This window comes from Providencia sp. PROV209 (assembly GCF_028479485.1).
Taxonomy (GTDB): domain Bacteria; phylum Pseudomonadota; class Gammaproteobacteria; order Enterobacterales; family Enterobacteriaceae; genus Providencia; species Providencia alcalifaciens.
Genome location: NZ_JAMPNR010000022.1, coordinates 16,122 through 35,218, shown reverse-complemented (window position 1 = coordinate 35,218; position 19,097 = coordinate 16,122). Strand labels below are relative to the sequence as shown.

The following is a 19,097-nucleotide window of genomic DNA, read 5'->3' as shown; positions in this document are numbered from 1 at the left end:
TGCCCCCCTAAAAACTCAGTTGTTCACGGCGGCGTGCATCACGACGCTGCAAAAAGCCAATAAACCAGCCGCGAACACGGTGGCGCAATTTGTCCCAACCATTTGGATTAGTGATAATTTGTGCTTTAAAGAAGGAAGGACACAGCACGGCGGCATGGGAGACTTCACCGCACAGCCCACAGCCTACGCAACTATCCATCACTGTCGCAACTGGGTCTGTCCGTAAAGGATCTGGGTTAGGTTTGATTGATAACGATGGACAACCCGATAAACGAATACAGGAGTGGTCTCCTGTGCAAGTGTCTGAATCAACACCAAAACGCTCACGGATAACTCGCTTGCCTGCTGAAACGTCTTCACGAACTTTTTTCTTTTCACGACGCTGTTTGTTCAACATACATTCGCTTTGGGCAATCAATACTTTAGGACCACTTTCTGTCGTCGTCAGAGCTTCACGTAATGTATTTGTCATGGCTTTTAGGTCATAGGTACGGGTGATGGTTTTCACCCAGTTCACCCCAACACCTTTAACGGCTTTTTCAATCTCATGGCCAGTGCTACGTGTTGGATTCAAAGCGGTTGACGATAAAATATCTTGTCCACCCGTTGCCGAGGTATAGCTGTTATCAACTACGATAGTGAGATTATCACTGCGGTTAAACACGCTATTGGCAATTCCACTCGTTAAGCCGTTATGCCAAAAACCACCATCTCCCATTACCGAAATAGCGCGCTTACTGGCTTTCGCGTTCAACGCCGCAGCACCCGCACCACCAAGCCCGTAACCCATGGTGGTATTGCCAAGATTAAATGGCGGTAAAATCGAGAATAAATGACAGCCAATATCGGCACTCACATGGTGCTCACCCAACTCACGCTCAACCAACTTCATTGCAGTAAAAATTGGGCGTTCTGGACAGCCGGTACAAAATCCTGGCGGGCGCGCATGTACAGTGTCATTTAGGGTAGGCTCTGCCGCATTAACGTAATCCGGCAAGTCATCATCCGCTTTCACTGCCGTGACATTAATGGCTGGGATGCGGATCTGCTTAGCAGCCGCTTTCACTTGAGGTTCGATTTTGCCGTAACGTTCGAAGAATGAACGCAGTCCTGCCAATACAGTTGCCGTATTGTATTCACCTGCCATCGGCAACATGTCTTTACCGTGAAGTGCTATCTCAATATTGCGTTGGCGTAAAATATTCGCCACATTTTGCTCAACGAAGTTCGGCTGCCCTTCTTCCAATACCAAAATCGCTTTTTTGTTGCGACAAAAACGTTCAAATTCATCATCAATTAAGGGGTATGCCACATTCATGACATACAGTGGAATTTTGCTATTACCGAAGACATCGGCTAAGCCAATTTGGTTTAATGCACGAATCAAGGTGTTGTAGCAACCGCCCTGTAAAGCAATTCCCACATCCTCTGAATCTTCCGCAAAAAATTCATTCAGTTCACGCTGTTGAATAAATTTGATAGCCGCGGGCCAACGCGCTTCTATTTTTTCTTTTTCATGTAAAAAACTTGCCGGCGGTAAAACGATACGGCTGACATCACGGGTTGGGTTCTCTAATGCGTCTTTTACCGTGAATTTCGGATGTTGGTTATCTGAACAGGTAAATTGTCCATGAACATGGCAAGAACGAATACGCATTTGCAGCATAACTGGCGTATTACTAGCTTCGGAGAGATCAAAACCATCTTTGACTGCCTGTACAATGGAAGGCAAGTTAGGACGTGGGTCAAGTAGCCACATTTGGGATTTCATCGCAAAGGCGTGGCTACGCTCTTGCATAATTGAAGAGCCTTCGCCGTAATCCTCACCCACAATGATCAACGCCCCACCCAATACACCACCAGAGGCTAAATTGGCTAATGCATCAGACGCCACGTTGGTTCCCACTGTCGCTTTAAATGTCACGGCACCGCGTAAAGGGTAGTTCACCGATGCCGCAAGCGTTGCGGCTGCGGTTGCTTCGCTGGCACTGTTTTCAAAACGGATACCATATTCCGATAAAATATCCTGTGCATCCGCCAGTACATCCATCAGGTGGGAAATCGGTGCACCTTGATAGCCTGCGACATAAGAAACTCCCGATTCCAGTAATGCTTTTGTTACCGCAAGGATCCCTTCACCGCTGAAAACTTCACCTTCACCCTGCCGTAATTTTTGAACTTCTTGGACAAACGAACGCTCAGCCATTTTAACCTCACCAGTCAACGTCGGCACGTTATTATCTTTTTTGTGTTTCCTTCTTGTATCTCATTTGTTAATAAACGGTCAATCCATGATTAATCATGCATATTAGATTCTTGCAGAGAGTGGATAAGAGGTGCATAGAGCGGACAAAATCATTGTAAAACAATGAAAAAATGCTGATAAATAGGCTCAAAGGTAAATATTTCAGTCTAGTAAACTATTGGCTAATTACTTTCACTAATCAATCATTAACTCCAATTAACCCTTACTCATAGAAAGGAATTAGAGTATTCATCTAATTAAAAGCAACATGGCAATATAGATAACTTTTTGATTAACTGGTAGGCAGCAAAATATAAATAACTATATGAATAATCATATATTTAAAACTAAGAATTAATAAAAATAACTTTATTTTTTAGTTTGTTACCGAAATCACAATCAGCACATTCTTTGCACTTTTTTGCAGTATTTGGATAGTTTTTGCACAAATTTGGCTAGGTAAGCAAATTCCTTTATGCTATGTTTGAAGCACAATTGGTTAAAAATTGTTTAATATAATGTTAACAAAATCGATTCCTGTAATGGGTCGAGAGTCGTCAAAAAATAACAATAAGATATCTAAATATCCCAATAAAGACCCTCAAAGGACCCACTAGCCAGTGACTTCTATCTGCTAGGAAGCCAATCAGGGTTACAGTGTTTACTTTGGAGGCACCTCCTTATGTTGAGCAACTCATGGCCTTACGCACCTGCACCTCAAATAGAGAATCAACTCTGTTCTTCTGAACGATTGTTGTTCAGTTCAGCCGATCCTGAAGAGATCAAATCCATGGTGGGGCGCGTCATGAAACCTCATCAATTTCAATTACTTAATCAACATCAGCGCCTTGATGCTCGCATGCATTACATCCCAATGGGCGACATTTCCCTTAGTCGGCTACGTTATGGTGCTGATGTGGCTATCACGCCAGGACAACTCGAAGATTTTTTTCTGGTGCAGATGCCGCTATCAGGCAGTGCCATCATTGAAAGTGGCGGAAAAACCGTAGAATCGACACCACTGATGGCCTCATTATTGAGTCCTGAAGAGTCTACGGTGATGCGTTGGAACAGTGATAATGACCAATTTATGCTACGCATCTCCCGTTCTTTATTAGAACGTACTTTGGTCGGGCAGCTTGGACACACTTTAGATAAACCATTAGTTTTTGAATTAGGGTTTGCTTGGCAATCATGTATTGCATGGCGTACGTTGATGAACTATCTGATTGAATGCGCAACACGTACGCCAGATTTGCTGCAACATAAGCTTATTACCACTCAAGTAGAACAATTGGTTTCTGTCACACTCTTATCCACACACCAGCATAATTATTTGGAAGATTCCGGTATGCGCCGTGCCACTATTCGTCCGCGCCATGTGCGCCGCGTTCAAGAGTATCTTGAAGCACACGCCCACGAACCCATTACGGTAGAACAACTGGCTCACATTGCCGGAGTCAGTTTACGCAGCCTATATGCCGGTTTTAAAGAGTTTTTGGACATTAGCCCGATGCAGTATTTACGTGATTTACGTATGGAACGCGTGCGAGCTGAATTGATGTCAGGGGAAGCCACCAGCGTCACGGGTGTCGCCTTACGTTGGGGATTTGCTCATATGGGACGTTTTAGCGCCGAATATAAACAACGCTATGGTGAAAGCCCAAGCCAAAGTATGAAAAAAGCGTAACGCGTAACTTAAAGCAGTCCTTGATTAAAATGACCGTATAGCGAAAAAGCCATGCGGTTATTTTTTTCATCGATAATGCTCTCAACCATCACTTGGAAATGAGTCGTCAATAGGGATATCAGCAGCCTTTCGGCTGCCAATATTAATAAGGCAGGATTAAAACGGAATGGACGCTTTGAGATAAATTTGGGAACCTTCAGGGCGATTTTTCACCGAGAAATCTTTCTCCCATTTTGCCGTAAATAACCAGCCTTGTGGGTTAGCATAGCGGATTGACGGACCTACTGCGAAAGCTTGAGCCTTACCTTGTGCGGAGTTTGGACCGCTGTCATTCGTGGTTTGCATAAACCCATATCCACCAATACCCGCAACCCAACCATTGCCAAAGCCCCAACCGACCGCATAATCGGCGTGGAATGCCTGACCTGAACGCGTGTCCGTATCATTATTGCGGAAGTTAAAGTCATACATCATTTTTAAATCCGCATTAACGCCCACTGGGGGAATATAGCTGATTGCCCAAACTGGCTGTAATACCCAGTAATTCTTCCCTAAGCTTGAGGGGTCAGTTTTACTGTATTTTCCGGTTGGGGCATAAGCATCCAAGCCCAGCACATAATGTAAATCTGCTGAAGGATGGAAGCCTAATGCGGGACCAAAAGTGATATCCCCCAATCCACGGCTAGTTTCCTTATTCCCCGCCGCTTTTGCAGTCACATCAAGCAGTGGAAGAATGGTATGGAATGCCAAATCACCACCGAACACTTTTTGATCGGTAACCCAGATAAAACGCGGTGCGAGCACATTCACATTGACACTAAAGCCAGGAATAGGAATTTTATCGCCTTTATCATCACGAACACTGTCATAATGCGCATTACCGCCATATACCAACACATGCACACCTTGCGGTGGCAATGCGCCAGACATAAAGTTTTCGAGCCCATCAGGGTAGATCCCAAGACCACCCCCCTCGGTTGCAACGGCACCGAACGACAATGCCCCCAAGCATGAACCGACGATTAGCTTATTGACCATTTCTTTATTCATCATTTACCTGCCGCTATAGTTGTTTTTATGGTGGTGATTTTTATATTTGCTGTGTTTATCTTGCCTACGATTTGGTAAAGCCCATTACCGCTTTTTCTTCGCTGCTAATTGCTCAGCAACTAAATACCCAGAGCCCCCGCCAAGACCAGGACCCGGATGTGTTGATGCCCCAATGTGGAACAGATTTTTGACTGCCGTTTGATGTGCCTTAGTTTTTCCTGAAGCGGCAAACGGTCGTAGCCAAAAGAATTGATCTGGAGAACAAGTTCCTGAATAAGGATCTCCCCCCACCAAATTGCAGTTGTAGTTTTCCAGATCTGCCGGAGAAATTGCTTTACGACCAATGATCAGGTTAGTCACTCCTGGCATCACCATTTCCAAACGCTGTTGAATACGATCGGCTACAGCTTCACGCACCGTTTCATTCCAGCAACCATCTTCAGGTACCGTGATTTCGCCCGCCGCGTCCCCTTTCAAATGGCGAGGTAATTCCTGCATTTGGATCCATAAGATCCAGCCACCATCAGGTGCTCGACTTGGATCTAACGCTGTTGGCTGACCAATACCAAAGGTGGGTCTATCTGGTAAATATCCGTTATTCGCCTGCGTGACAGACAAACACACTTGCTCCATACTTTCTGTAAAATGCACCAATGGCACATGGCGTAACTCTGGATTACACCACGGTGGCGGCGCACTGAGCGCAAAGTGAATTTGCATGCCCCCGCGACCATAACGGTATCCCTTAGCATGTTGCTTCACTTGAGGGGAAACCTCATCAAGTAGGCTGCCATACAGCTGAGTTGGTGTCACATTACACACCACACTTTCACTCGCGGGGATAAACTGCCCATCGACCCGAACACCTATCACACGGCTCGCTTTACCACTGCCTTTCGTGATGATTTTTTCCACATGAGCATGGGTACGCAGCTCACCGCCATGTTGCTCAATGACTTTGGTAAATGCTTCAACAATCCGATAACTTCCCCCTTTCACGACCGGCATTCCCCCCGCCACTACCGCCGCAAAAGTCAGCTTTCCTATCAGCGCTGAGCTGGCTTCATCAGGCCCTAGCCCTGTATGCAGCACCCACGGTGCCATCAGTGCTCGGCTAAAGTCATGCTGCAATTCCCGCTCAGACCAGCGCCGAAAACTCTCCACGCCAGACTTGGCAAAATCCAGTAGACCGTCAACGCCACGTTTACGCCATTCCGAAAACAGCAGTTTGAACATGCCGCCGCTGTAGGGGTTCTGCCCCAACAAACCAAAGGTCAGAGCGGCATCTTCACTGAACAATTTTTCTGCCATTTGGCGAAATGCAAAGCCATCACCGGGTGCGATTTCATCCAGCTGTTTGGCGGCAGCACCAATATCTCGTTTTAATGCCACCGATTTACCATCGGGTTGCACCAAACCAGTGGAATAATCGCACTGAGCAAATTCCAAGCCATGCTGTTGCAGTAAAGGAGCGAGTTCTTGATAACCGGGACTGCCCACAAACAGGGAATACCAGCAAGAAAGTAGGTCGTGAGTGTATCCGTCAAATAGCGCTTCAGTACGAATACAACCACCAAGGCGGTCGTTGCGTTCTAATACCAATACGGATTTTCCGCGCACCGCCAATAACGCCGCGCACATCAGTGAGTTCATCCCACTGCCGACCACAATCACTTGAGGATTTGATAAGGTCGCCATACCTCACCCCACCAGCGCAAGCACACGCAGTGGGCTACCTGAACCACCCTCAATTTTCAGTGGTGCCGCCACAATGACCACGCCAGTTGCGGGTAATTGATCGAGGTTTTTTAAGCATTGCAGACCATACTTATTATTGCCATGCATTAAGGTATGGCAGGGATAGGGCACTGGCCAGCTATAAGATTGCCCAGCATCGGTATTGATAGTTTCAACCCCAAATCCTTTCACATCACGTTGATGAATAAGCCATTCTACGGCTTCCTGAGAGGGACCAGGGGTATGAGCGCCATCTTCTCGCATATTCACATACGCTTCTGGGTTATCCGATTTTTTTGACCAATCTGTACGCAGTAAGACCCACGCTGCTTTTGGGATTTTGCCGTATTTTTCTTCCCACTTTTGTAGGAAATCCACGGTTAAGATCCAATCTGGGTTTTTCGCTACTTCTTTGCTGGCATCAACCACCACCGCAGGGGCAATAAAGTGGTGAAGTGGGATAGTATCAACAGTATTTTTCGGCTGATCTTTACCACTTATCCAATGGATAGGTGCATCAAAGTGGGTTCCGGTGTGTTCACCACAGCTAAAATTGTTCCAATACCACGCGGGACCATTTTCATCATAACGGGAGATTTGTTCCATTTTAAATGACCAGACTTGCCCAAATTCTGCGGGTAGCTGTAGTGCAGGAAATGAAGGCGATAAGGTTTGCGTCAGGTCGATAATCTGAATATTGCCTTTTTGTAACTCGCTGGCGAATGACATCAAAGTTTGCTGTTCCATACTATCTCCTGCGCCTATTGCGCTTCATGTAAGGCAGTAAATGTGCCACTGTGGAAAACTAACGGCTTACCGGTTTCGCTACCAATGCGACGCACATGCCCCACCATCAGTAAATGATCCCCAATATGATCTTGTTTGTGGTTTTCACACACCAACGTCACGATCGCCCCATGTAAGGCAGGGATCCCTTCAGGTGTCATATGTACCGCTACATCTTCAAACTTGTTTTCAACACGCGGATTGGCAAAACGCATAGCTAGCTCTTGGTGATCTTTTCCCAAGATGTTGATCGTGAAATGCTGACAATCACGAAACACCGCAAGATTAGGGGAATGATTCACTAGGCTCCACAACACTAAAGGAGGATCCAATGAGAGTGATGCAAATGAGTTGATCGTCAGACCAACATCACGTCCATCAGGCGTTCGCGTGGTGACAACTGCGACCCCTGTGGGGTAGCAGCCTAGTAAATTGCGTAAGGTTTTCGATTCAAACTCGGTATGACCCCATTCGCTCTCGCACATAAGTGTGTCCTCTGCAATCATCGACATACTGATCTCTCCTACGAAGCGCGAACTTCTTCTTGCATCAACGATTGAATATACGTATCGCAGGCATGGGCATCGTGCCACCACGGAGCAAGTACCGGTGGGTAGTTAAAAGCATTCGCGACAGTATGAGCAAGGGTTGGCAACTGCTGAGCAGCGCCTAATACATTCAGGACATGTGGCTCTGGTGGCGCTAACAAGGCGTTAGTCCATTCCACGACATGGCGACCATATTTCCAAAACTGTTCAAAAGTGTCATTCATCCACTCAGCGGTATATGGCTTATCACCACGCGCTAAAATAGCGTCATAGTAAACTTTGCTGGCTTTTGTGGCATTGTTAGAACCTTGCCCGGTCAGTGGGTCATTCGTGACTAATGCATCACCTAAACCAAAGACAATTTTCCCTGACGGCAGGGTGAGTACGGGTTTACGGACCGTTGGAGCAAAGCGCCCAGCCAGAATGCCATTTTCATCGGTCAACTCGATATGACGGCAGCGTTCAGCTTCCCAAGGTAAGTAGGTATCGATGATTTTTTTGCTATAAGCCAGATGCTCTTGCGGCGTGCGGGCTTCTCCCCATTGGTCCATCGGTCCACCAGGTACACCTTCAAATACCATAATGTGGCAATCACCGCTGTTAGTTAACGATGGGAACACAAAGTACTCCCCCACTCCTGGGATCAGGTTGAAGGAAACTTGTGAAAATTCAGGGGTTGGTAGCATTCCGTGAACATAAGTCAGTGCTAATGCACGTTGTGGTTTGTCATACGGCGAGCGGGATGCATCGCGTTCTAACAGCTTCACAATTTCGCCTTTTCCTCCTGCGAGGATCACTAAATCATGAGTTTCTGCTAAGCGTTCAAGTTCAGCGACACCCACATCTTCAATCAGTAAGTTACCGCCACGAGCAGCAAACAACTCCAGCCAATAGGGCATTTTGATACGCTGATCAACCGCTTGAGCGTAATTATCTAAGCGAGAACGCCAAGTAATAGCTTTCTCTCCCGCTTTTTCTGGGTGTGGCACAGTAAAGCCGATTCCTTCAACGGGTGGGCATTTGTCTTCCCAGAAATTAATGCCAAGATCGCGTTCAAATTGCAGCGAAATATCAAACATACATTGGCTAGACATAACTCTGCCATTTTTCACATCATCTGGGGTACGGTTGGTGGCAACCGTCACATCATAACCTTTGTCTAGCAGCCCTAATGCCAATGGCATACCCGCCTGACCACCACCTACGATTGCGATACGACGCATAGTGAATTCCTCGATAAAATTAAAATAAGGGTGTCTTATTCAGCAAGACGGGGAATGGCGGGTTTCGCCTGTTCAGGTCCCATGGCAGAGTATCCACCATCGACCGAGTAATCTGAGCCAGTCACAAAACTCGCCAGATCAGAAAGTAGGAATGCCACGACCTGAGCCACTTCTTCTGGGTCGCCAACACGTTGTAAAAGATGATAATCCGCAGCGACGCGGTCGGTTTTTTGACGATCGCCGCCAGTCAGTTCATCCATGACCCGTGACCATGTCCAACCAGGGGAAACAGAGTTGACGCGAATACCGTCGGGAGCATAGTCCATTGCTTGACTGCGCGTGACTTCAAGTATGGCAGCTTTGGATGCGGGATAGAGCCAACGACCTGTTTGCGCGACCGAAGAGGAAATACTGGTAAAATTAACAATTGCCCCTTTGTCTGCTTTCGCTAAATAAGGTTTGGCAAATTGCGCTGCCATCACCGCACTCACGACATTGATATTGAGTGCCGTGAGCCAATCTTGGCGAGAAGACGCTTGACCGTCATCCAAATAGGTTGCGGCCAGATTAACCAAAAAATCGAGTTGACCGTACTTTTGCGCAACACGGTCAATACCGTGTTTTAGTTGTTGGTCATCGGTGATATCGATAGGTAGAAAGTCAATATTGGGCTCCGATTGCGCCACACTTTCTCCATTGGTTTTATCAATATCAAAAATGGTCACTTTCACCCCATAAGAACATAAGATTTTCGCCACCGTTGCGCCGATTTTTGTTGCACCACCTGTCACAATGGCAATTTTGTTGTTCAGACCTTTCATCGCTGTGCCCTCTTTGCTCTCATTCGCTCACCATAGGTTCACAAAAGAATATGTTCACAAAATAATGCGTTCACAAAAAATTAACATGACGCATCATTACGCAAAAAAGGCAAAACGCTGTAGCCTATATGCGCAAAGATTATCCGCACAGCGCGGCTATTTGATTAATAACTTAATGATTATATTGAATAAATAGCCACATTTTGCAGTGACTATCCAGATAGTGAAAAGTGTGATTTATGGGCGTTCTAGAATTTGAGCACCCGGACCCTGATTCCCTAAAATATCTTCAGGGTTGCGCAATGGGCAGTCACGCAGTGATAAACAACCGCAACCTATACAATGGTCTAATTCATTACGTAATCGAGTTAACTGCTTGATTCGTCTGTCTAAAGAACTTTTCCACTCTGTGGACATGCTCTTCCATTCTTCTGCAGTCAACGTGCTATTGGCAGGAAATTTACCTAGCGCATCTTGGATCTCTTTTAACGGAATTCCTGTGCTTTGAGCCACTTTAATGATGGCAATATAGCGTAAAACGACAGGTGGAAAACGTCGTTGGTTTCCTTGGGTTCGAGCGCTTTGAATTAACCCTTTTGCTTCATAAAAATGCACGGTTGATACGGGTACACCCGCGCGCTTTGCCACTTCTCCCACGGTAAGTGCTCGTGAAAAATCCCCCTTTTCCGCCGCAATTTCCCGCGTTTTTATCGTCTTCATGGTTTTGCCCACCATTTTTGCCCACCCCCTATTGACCTCAACTTAACTTAAGGTTTTATAGTGCCAGCCTCTTTAATTGTCAATTTAAGATGCCAATGATAATGAATAAAAAAACGCTAACTTTGCTATGCACTGTACTTATCACCGCAGGTGGGGGAACAGTGATTTACTCGACATACGCCAATTCAAACGATAAACCACAAGCGGCTTATCAGTATTCTCCTATAAAAGTCGCTTTGGCGCCGGTGACGCTCGCTAATGCCCCCCGAACCTTCTACGGCGTGGGAGAATTAGAAGCCGGCAGCCAAGTATTGGTGGCTGCTGAGACCAGTGGACGCATTACTAAAATCGGTTTTGAATCCGGACAGCCAGTGAAAAAAGGGCAACTGCTAGTCCAACTCAATGATGCCGTAGAAAGAGCCGATTTGGCTCGCTATCAAGCGCAATATCGTAATGCAGCTCGTTTATATGAGAGAACGCGGACTTTATCTGCTCAACATTTGGTGGCTGAAGCTCAAGTAGATAGTACGCGTGCTGAGCGAGATATGGCGCAAGGGTTAATTCAACAAACCCAAGCCTTAATTGCACAAAAAGCCATTCATGCCCCCTTTGATGGCATCATCGGTATCCGGCAAGTTCATGAGGGTCAATACCTTAGCCCTGGGGAAACCATTGCTAGCCTGGTGGATACGCAAACTTTGAAGCTAAATTTCTCATTAGATGAACAAGCCTCCCCTGAATTGCATCAAGGGCAAGTGGTGGATCTTGCTGTTGATGCTTACCCAAACACACCGTTTCCCGCGAAGATAACCGCCATTGATCCGCTGATAGGTAAATCCCGTACGATTGCATTGCAAGCCACATTGGATAACAGCAATGGCAAACTCAAAGCCGGTATGTACGCTAATGTCACGGTAGTTCGCCAAGCCAATAATGCGGTACTGACTGTCCCTGAAACTGCGGTCACTTATACCGCTTATGGGGATACGGTGTTTATCGCTGAAGGTTCAGCTGATGCCATGACCGTTAAACGTGTTTCTGTAAAAACAGGACAGCGTTTTGATGGCAATATCGAAATTGAGCACGGGCTCATGGAAGGTGACCAAGTCGTGAGGTCGGGGCAATTACGCCTGAATAATGGCTCAGCGATTATTCCTGTGGCACAAGATACATTATCTGAAACGCCTCAAGGCTCATAAGGACAGCATCATGAAATTCACGGATTTGTTTGTTCGCCGCCCTGTTTTAGCCTTAGTGGTGAGTGCCTTGATTGTACTTATTGGGCTCTTCGCACTGAGCAAGTTACCCATTCGCCAATACCCACAGCTAGAAAGTTCGACGATCACCATTACAACTCAGTACCCCGGTGCATCGGCAAAACTCATGCAGGGATTTGTTACCCAGCCCATTGCACAAGCCGTCTCTTCCGTAGAGGGGGTCGATTACTTATCATCATCATCCGTTCAAGGCAGTAGCCTCGTTACCGTACGTATGGAGCTTAATCGCGATTCCACTCAAGCGCTCACCCAAGTGATGGCAAAGGTGAATCAAGTTCGTTATAAGTTACCCAAAGAAGCTTATGACCCCGTTATTGAACTCTCTTCTGGGGAATCTACCGCTGTAGCTTATATTGGTTTTTCCAGTACCGAACTCGCTATCCCTGCTCTGACAGATTATCTTTCCCGCGTGGTGGAACCCATGTATTCGGCGATTGATGGGGTGGCAAAAGTGCAAGTATTTGGCGGGCAGCAGCTCGCAATGCGCCTATGGCTAGACGCGGATAAACTCGCCGGTCGAGGTATTTCTGCGGCTGAAGTTGCGCAAGCCGTACGCCAAAATAACTACCAAGCGGCGCCCGGAAAGGTCAAAGGAGAATTTGTTATCTCCAACGTGTATGTGAACACCGATTTGACCAATGTGGATGAATTTCGAGACTTAGTGATCCGCAATGATGGCAACGGGCTTGTGCGCTTAAAAGATGTGGGCACCATTGAGCTTGGGGCCGCCTCCACGGAAACCAGCGGATTAATGAATGGCGAGCCCGCTATTTATTTAGGTTTATTTGCCACCCCAACGGGTAACCCGCTAGTCATTGTGGATGGCATGAATAAACTCATGCCTGATATCACGAAAACACTGCCGCCAGATGTGAAGGTGGAAATGGCCTTCGAGACGTCACGGTTTATTAAGGCCTCTATCAACCAAGTGGTCAGTACCTTAGTTGAAGCCCTGCTAATCGTTATTGCGGTGATTTACCTGTGTCTTGGGTCTATTCGCAGTGTCATTATCCCTATCCTAGCAATTCCGCTGTCCATGCTGGGTGCCGCAGCATTAATGATGGCGTTCGGTTTTAGTATTAACCTGCTTACCCTGCTAGCGATGGTGTTGGCGATTGGGTTGGTGGTGGACGATGCCATTGTGGTCGTGGAAAACGTCCATCGGCATATTGAAGAGGGGAAATCCCCCGTTCTCGCGGCCTTAATTGGTGCCCGTGAGGTGGCAGGTCCTGTTATCGCCATGACCATTACACTCGCAGCGGTCTATGCGCCTATTGGTTTGATGTCAGGGTTAACTGGTGCGCTATTTAAAGAATTCGCACTCACCTTAGCCGGTGCCGTGATTGTTTCAGGTATCGTGGCATTAACGCTTTCTCCTGTAATGAGCTCATTTATGCTGAATTCAAAACAGAATGAAGGACGTATGGCGAGAATGGCAGAAACCTTCTTCGAAACGCTTGCCCATTATTACACTGCCATTTTGAATTTCTCGTTGAAAAATCGTTGGATGACAGGAATCTTAGCGTTAGGTGTCGTGGTCAGCTTGCCAATGCTGTATCACGCCGCGCCGCGAGAGCTCGCCCCTGTTGAAGACCAATCGAGTGTATTAACCGCGATTAAGTCCCCACAGCATGCCAACCTTGAATATGTGGAGCGATTCTCACGTAAGTTACATGATGTCTTTACGGCGCTTCCCGAAACGGAAAGTACGTGGATTATCAACGGTACTGATGGCCCGTCCGCCAGCTTTGGGGGAACTAACCTCACTAGCTGGGAACAGCGTGAGCGCCCTGCTTCAGCCATTCAATCTGATTTACAAGGACGAGTTGGTGATGTGGAGGGTAACAGTATCTTTGTTTTTCAATTACCTGCACTACCCGGCTCAACAGGCGGATTGCCAATCCAAATGGTGTTAAAAAGCCCGCAGGATTATCCGGTACTGTATCGTACGATGGAAGAAATTAAACAATGCGCTCGTGAAAGCGGCCTGTTTATGGTGGTAGATAGCGATCTCGACTACAACAATCCTGTCGTTGAGGTGCGTATTAACCGCTCAAAAGCCAATAGCCTTGGCATTCGCATGCAGGATATTGGTGAATCTCTCACACTGCTCGTCGGCGAGAACTATATCAACCGCTTTGGCATGGATGGTCGCTCCTATGACGTGATCCCGCAGAGCTTACGTAGCCAAAGACTCACACCTGAAGCTTTGTCTCACCATTATGTGAAATCCGAGGATGGCAGCATGATCCCGCTGTCAACCGTCGTGGATATTTCTACGCAAGTTGAACCAAATAAGCTGACCCAATTCAACCAACAGAATGCCGCTATTTTTCAAGCTATCCCCGCTCCCGGAGTAACATTGGGGCAGGCGGTAGCGTATTTAGATGAGATGGCCAGCGAACTACCTGCCGGTTTTAGCCATGATTGGCAATCTGATTCACGTCAATATAAACAAGAAGGAAACACCCTCGCCTTTGCCTTTATGGCGGCGCTGATTATTATCTATTTAGTGCTCGCCGCGCAGTATGAAAGCCTTGTCGATCCTTTGATTATCTTAATTACTGTTCCACTTTCAATCTGTGGCGCCTTGATCCCACTCGCCCTCGGCTATGCCACCCTCAATATTTATACCCAAATTGGGTTAGTCACCTTAATTGGGTTGATCAGTAAACATGGGATCTTAATGGTGGAGTTTGCCAACGAGCTCCAAGCCAATGAAGGCTTAGATAAGCGACACGCCATTTTAAAAGCTGCACAAATTCGTTTACGCCCTATTTTAATGACAACGGCAGCGATGGTTATTGGTTTAGTACCTCTGCTGTTTGCCACAGGAGCAGGTGCAAATAGTCGATTTGGTCTGGGTTTAGTGATTGTCACAGGCATGCTGGTTGGCACGCTATTTACCCTGTTTGTGCTACCGACCATCTATTCCGTACTCGCTCGAAATCACAATGCGACGACATTAACCCCAAGACGTTATGAGCTTGCTGAAGCTAACCGCCTAATTAAACATTCTGAGGAGACGGCGCCATGAATTACTCATCGTTAAACCATCTTTCACTGGTGCCTACACGCAAGGAAAAACGGGCAGCTCATGACAATAAATCAACTGATTTTTCTGCCAACCCGATGAGTAATAGCATCGCGATGATGATGATTTATCATCCTTATCCATTAAGTACCTCACATTCGGACGTCACAGATCCACAGCGTAAATAACCTCTAGATTTAAATAATAAAAAAGAGCCGCATGCATTCGCTTTGCGGCTCTTCTTCAACAGACTATCAGTCGATTTTTATTTACTGACCTTCATAGAAAGCCATCACCAACTTACCTTCTTTAATGATGATAGGCGTCCCCGGTAACGCATCGATGACCTCATTTTGAGAGGCATCTACTACGACCGCAACATTACGGTTATTTTGGCTCGCCAGTAAGCTTGGCAACTGTTCTAAACGATAAAAGCGGTTTTCAGCATCCGGATAATTCAGCCCATAACCTAACTCACCAGTTTGATATAACATCGTAATATCATCGCGTTTCAGTACCCAAGCTAATGCGGTACCCAATCCCACATTATTGGTTAATAACACCGCACGATTTTGCAGTTGATCTTGGTATTTTGCCAACACGCCTTGCGGCGTATTATTGCTCTCGATGTATTTAGGGATCACATGCCCAATACTGAGGCTTAACACTAAAGTACATGCCGCCGCCCACGACCAATACTTACGGTTGAATGACACGATCCCCATTGCTGCCCAGAAAAGGAATGCACCTGCGGCAATCCACATTTTATAGCTTTCATCCCCTTGATATAAATTCATTTTAGGGAAGTAAGGTGATGCAATAAATGCCCCTGCCGCCACGACACCCAGTGTTATGTTTATCAGCGCATTCAGGCGAATGGTAGCCACTTTATTCTGGGTTAAAACCTGCTGCAAATAGGATGCCATCAAAATCGCGATAGGTGCGATGCACGGCAAAATATACGTGAGTAACTTCCCTTTGGTGATACTAAAAAATAGGAAAGGCAGCACCGCCCACAACAAGAAATAAAGGTTCATACCTTTAGCTCGAATAGCATAGGCAATCGACGAAACTAAGTAGCCTAACCACGGAAGAACCGCCGCCACTAAAATGGGTACATAGAACCAAAATGGGGATTTATTTTGTGCGTTATCTGCCATAAAGCGCTGAATATGCTCAACCCAGAAAAAATAACTCCAAAAATCGGGTTCAAGGCTAGCAATCGTTAATGCCCACGGCAGACAAACTAAAATAGCAACAAAAATAGAGACCAGCGCATACAAACAGATTTCTTTTAATTTTTTAAAATAAATCGCGCTGACTGAGCAGACTAACACTGGCAAGACCAAAACTAAAAAGCCTTTGGTCATTACCCCTAACCCACATGAAACACCTATCAGAATATATGCATACAATTTGTGGGTGCGTTGTGTCGTGGTTATCCCCCATTGGAAAAAGAAGATAATCATCGTAATAAAAGCGGTAACAATTGGGTCCAAAATATTATAAGTCCCAATCGTTAAAATCATAAACATCGAGAGGTAGATAAGTACCGCATTAAAGGCAAGGTCTTTATTCTTCCATGCCATCTTAGCGCTCAAATAAACAAATAGTCCGCTAATTAAGGTGCTAAAAACGACACCTAAGCGAACAGAAACATTGTTTTCGCCAAATAGCATCTGGAAGAAAGAACCCACCCAATAGCCGAAAATAGGTTTTTCAAAATAACGGATGCCTAACAGTTCAGGTACGCTCCAATGGCTACTCAGTATCAGTTCTCGACTGATTTCGGCATAACGTAATTCATCAGGTTGCCATAACATGCGCCCATTCAGTGGCAGAAAATAGGTTATGAGTACAAAACCGAATAATAGGCACCACTTTAAGTAGGCTTTTTTATTATTTGCCATCATCATTTAATCTCAACCATTCTTGTCATAAATATTTAATAATTATTATTTGTGCTACTGCATCAAACGCTTTTTATTAATCAAAACAGAGTACTATTATCTTCGAATTGACTAAACCCAGTATAAACCAATAAACATTTTCGTATTCCATTTAACATATTAGCTAAACAATCAATAAATGAATCGTGCATTTAAATGTTAAGATAAAAATGAGCTGCTTGTTCAGACTCGATTAAAAAACAATAGTTCAGCAATTACCATTTATTTTTAACAGAATGATAAATAAATTAAAAAAGGCTTTTTTTACAAATAGTTTTTTATGCTACAAAGGCAGTAACAGCGTGATAATTAATAACGTCAGTAACAGCAAAGACAGTTATTGCATTATATATTTAACAATAACCGCCTTTATTTATGGGGAGTGTTTTAATTGCTTACTTAGCCGCATCCAGCGCTTGAGTTAAGTCCGCAAGGATATCATCAATATGCTCGATTCCTATTGATAAGCGGATCATATCTCGTGATACACCTGCGCGCGCTAGCTCGGCATCATTTAATTGGCGATGCGTTGTGGAGGCAGGATGACACGCTAACGATTTAGCATCACCAATATTGACTAAGCGAACAATCAGGTTCAGAGCATCAATGAAACGTGCCCCAGCTTCCTGTCCCCCCTTGATCCCGAAAGACATAATACTGGCAGGCTTACCTTGCATGTATTTTTGCGCAAGTGCATGTTCCGGATTACTTGGTAACCCCGCATATTTTACCCATGCTACTTGCGGATGATTTTCTAAATATTGTGCGACTTTCAGCGCATTTTCAGTGTGGCGCTCCATTCTTAAGGCTAAGGTTTCCAGACCTTGAAGAATTAAAAAGGCATTAAAGGGTGATAATGCTGCACCCGTTCCACGCAACGGAGCTACACGGCAACGGGCAATAAAGGCAGCAGCCCCAAAATGTTCGGTATAACTCACGCCGTGATAAGCAATATCCGGCTCAACTAATAGAGAGAAGCGCTCAGCATGATCAGCCCACGGAAATTTTCCAGAATCAATCACCATGCCGCCAATTGAAGTACCGTGACCGCCGATATATTTTGTCAGCGAGTGAACCACAATGTCAGCACCATATTCGAACGGACGACATAAATATGGCGTTGCAACCGTGTTATCAACAATAAGTGGAACACCGTGGCGATGAGCAACATCGGCTAGTGCGGCGAGATCTACAATGAAACCAGCAGGGTTTGAGATAGATTCGCAGAAAACAGCCTTGGTTTTATCATCAATTAAAGCTTCCAGCGCCGCTAAATCATCATGTTCTGCAAAACGAGTTTCAATACCTAGGCGAGGTAAAGTATGTGCGAGTAAGTTATACGTTCCGCCGTACAATTTTGCGACAGAAACAATGTTATCGCCAACTTGGGCGACAGTTTGGATGGCATAAGTGATAGCAGCCATTCCCGAGGCAACTGCCAGTCCTGCAATGCCACCTTCAAGAGCAGCAACGCGCTTTTCTAGCACATCGTTGGTCGGGTTCATAATGCGGGTATAGATATTACCTGCAACTTTTAAGTCGAACAGATCCGCGCCGTGTTGTGTATCGTCAAATGCATAAGAGGTGGTTTGATAAATAGGCACCGCGACAGACTTGGTTGTAGGGTCTGGAGAATAGCCTGCGTGGATTGATAATGTTTCTAATTTCATTGCGTTATCCTTGTTATACCCGCACTGCCAATTGAATGGGTTCTTGTTTTTATTTCACGGTAATCCTTTCCAATATCCCCCAAGTAGATCCCTCACACAACCATCTAGACTTGAAATAATTTCATCTATAGTTATTCACAAAATAAATAAGCCCACTTTAGAAACAAAAAAACCCATATTGCCAAAGCAATATGGACCTGACCATTTCCAAACCCATCAAGTTTGGAAATGGTCCTTTAGGGTTGTAAAATTAACTAGGAAAATTAATTTATTGATTTTCGCCTGATAACACAAAGAGGGAAAAACCACGCTTTTATCCCTCTTTGTTGGCAACCTTCCCCATATTG

Annotated in this window: 14 protein-coding genes; 4 read left to right on the top strand and 10 right to left on the bottom strand. The window is 45.6% G+C overall.

Annotated features, from left to right (window positions below; genetic code table 11):
* Window positions 1-7: 7 nt before the first annotated feature.
* On the bottom strand, window positions 8-2,206 hold the full coding sequence (locus PR795_RS15565; RefSeq protein ID WP_006663338.1) for a thiamine pyrophosphate-dependent enzyme: 2,199 nt from the start codon (window positions 2,204-2,206) through the stop codon (window positions 8-10).
* 721 nt (window positions 2,207-2,927) lie between these two features.
* Here PR795_RS15565 and PR795_RS15560 point away from each other — a divergent pair.
* A complete protein-coding gene (locus PR795_RS15560; RefSeq protein WP_006663339.1) occupies window positions 2,928-3,935 on the top strand; it encodes an AraC family transcriptional regulator in 1,008 nt (335 codons plus the stop codon).
* 156 nt (window positions 3,936-4,091) lie between these two features.
* On the opposite strand, the gene PR795_RS15555 is transcribed toward PR795_RS15560, so the two are convergent.
* From PR795_RS15555 to soxR, 7 genes are all read right to left on the bottom strand, one after another.
* A complete protein-coding gene (locus PR795_RS15555; RefSeq protein WP_006658254.1) occupies window positions 4,092-4,988 on the bottom strand; it encodes a SphA family protein in 897 nt (298 codons plus the stop codon).
* Between the two features lie 81 nt (window positions 4,989-5,069).
* Complete coding sequence (locus PR795_RS15550; RefSeq protein WP_181480542.1) at window positions 5,070-6,683, bottom strand: phytoene desaturase family protein; 1,614 nt, start codon at window positions 6,681-6,683, stop codon at window positions 5,070-5,072.
* A gap of 3 nt (window positions 6,684-6,686) precedes the next feature.
* Window positions 6,687-7,469, bottom strand: coding sequence for a cyclase family protein (locus tag PR795_RS15545; RefSeq protein WP_006663342.1), 783 nt, complete (start codon window positions 7,467-7,469; stop codon window positions 6,687-6,689).
* A 14-nt stretch (window positions 7,470-7,483) separates the two neighbouring features.
* Window positions 7,484-8,020 (bottom strand): flavin reductase family protein, encoded by a 537-nt coding sequence (locus tag PR795_RS15540; RefSeq protein WP_006663343.1) that lies wholly within the window; start codon window positions 8,018-8,020, stop codon window positions 7,484-7,486.
* An 11-nt stretch (window positions 8,021-8,031) separates the two neighbouring features.
* Window positions 8,032-9,279: a styrene monooxygenase/indole monooxygenase family protein gene (locus PR795_RS15535; RefSeq protein ID WP_006658250.1), complete on the bottom strand. Its 1,248-nt coding sequence runs from the start codon at window positions 9,277-9,279 to the stop codon at window positions 8,032-8,034.
* 35 nt (window positions 9,280-9,314) lie between these two features.
* Window positions 9,315-10,100, bottom strand: a complete 786-nt coding sequence (locus tag PR795_RS15530; protein WP_154601051.1) for an SDR family oxidoreductase — start codon at window positions 10,098-10,100, stop codon at window positions 9,315-9,317.
* A 237-nt stretch (window positions 10,101-10,337) separates the two neighbouring features.
* On the bottom strand, window positions 10,338-10,835 hold the full coding sequence (soxR, locus tag PR795_RS15525; protein ID WP_006658247.1) for a redox-sensitive transcriptional activator SoxR: 498 nt from the start codon (window positions 10,833-10,835) through the stop codon (window positions 10,338-10,340).
* Between the two features lie 86 nt (window positions 10,836-10,921).
* Here soxR and PR795_RS15520 point away from each other — a divergent pair, with 86 nt between their 5' ends.
* The 3 genes from PR795_RS15520 to PR795_RS15510 are packed head-to-tail and all read left to right on the top strand — an operon-like array spanning window position 10,922 to window position 15,319.
* Window positions 10,922-12,019, top strand: coding sequence for an efflux RND transporter periplasmic adaptor subunit (locus PR795_RS15520; protein ID WP_181480541.1), 1,098 nt, complete (start codon window positions 10,922-10,924; stop codon window positions 12,017-12,019).
* 10 nt (window positions 12,020-12,029) lie between these two features.
* Window positions 12,030-15,134 carry a MexW/MexI family multidrug efflux RND transporter permease subunit gene (locus tag PR795_RS15515; RefSeq protein WP_272516933.1) on the top strand — a complete coding sequence of 1,035 codons (3,105 nt, stop codon included), beginning with the start codon at window positions 12,030-12,032 and terminating at the stop codon, window positions 15,132-15,134.
* Window positions 15,131-15,319 (top strand): hypothetical protein, encoded by a 189-nt coding sequence (locus PR795_RS15510; RefSeq protein WP_006658244.1) that lies wholly within the window; start codon window positions 15,131-15,133, stop codon window positions 15,317-15,319. Before PR795_RS15515 ends, PR795_RS15510 begins: the two co-directional genes overlap by 4 nt.
* 81 nt (window positions 15,320-15,400) lie before the next feature.
* On the opposite strand, the gene arnT is transcribed toward PR795_RS15510, so the two are convergent.
* The gene (arnT, locus tag PR795_RS15505; RefSeq protein WP_272516932.1) at window positions 15,401-17,047 is read right to left on the bottom strand and encodes a lipid IV(A) 4-amino-4-deoxy-L-arabinosyltransferase; all 1,647 of its coding nucleotides are present in this window, start codon (window positions 17,045-17,047) and stop codon (window positions 15,401-15,403) included.
* Between the two features lie 428 nt (window positions 17,048-17,475).
* Entirely contained in the window at window positions 17,476-18,750 is a 1,275-nt protein-coding gene (locus PR795_RS15500; protein WP_036974066.1) for a bifunctional O-acetylhomoserine aminocarboxypropyltransferase/cysteine synthase, read from the bottom strand.
* Between the last annotated feature and the right edge of the window lie 347 nt (window positions 18,751-19,097).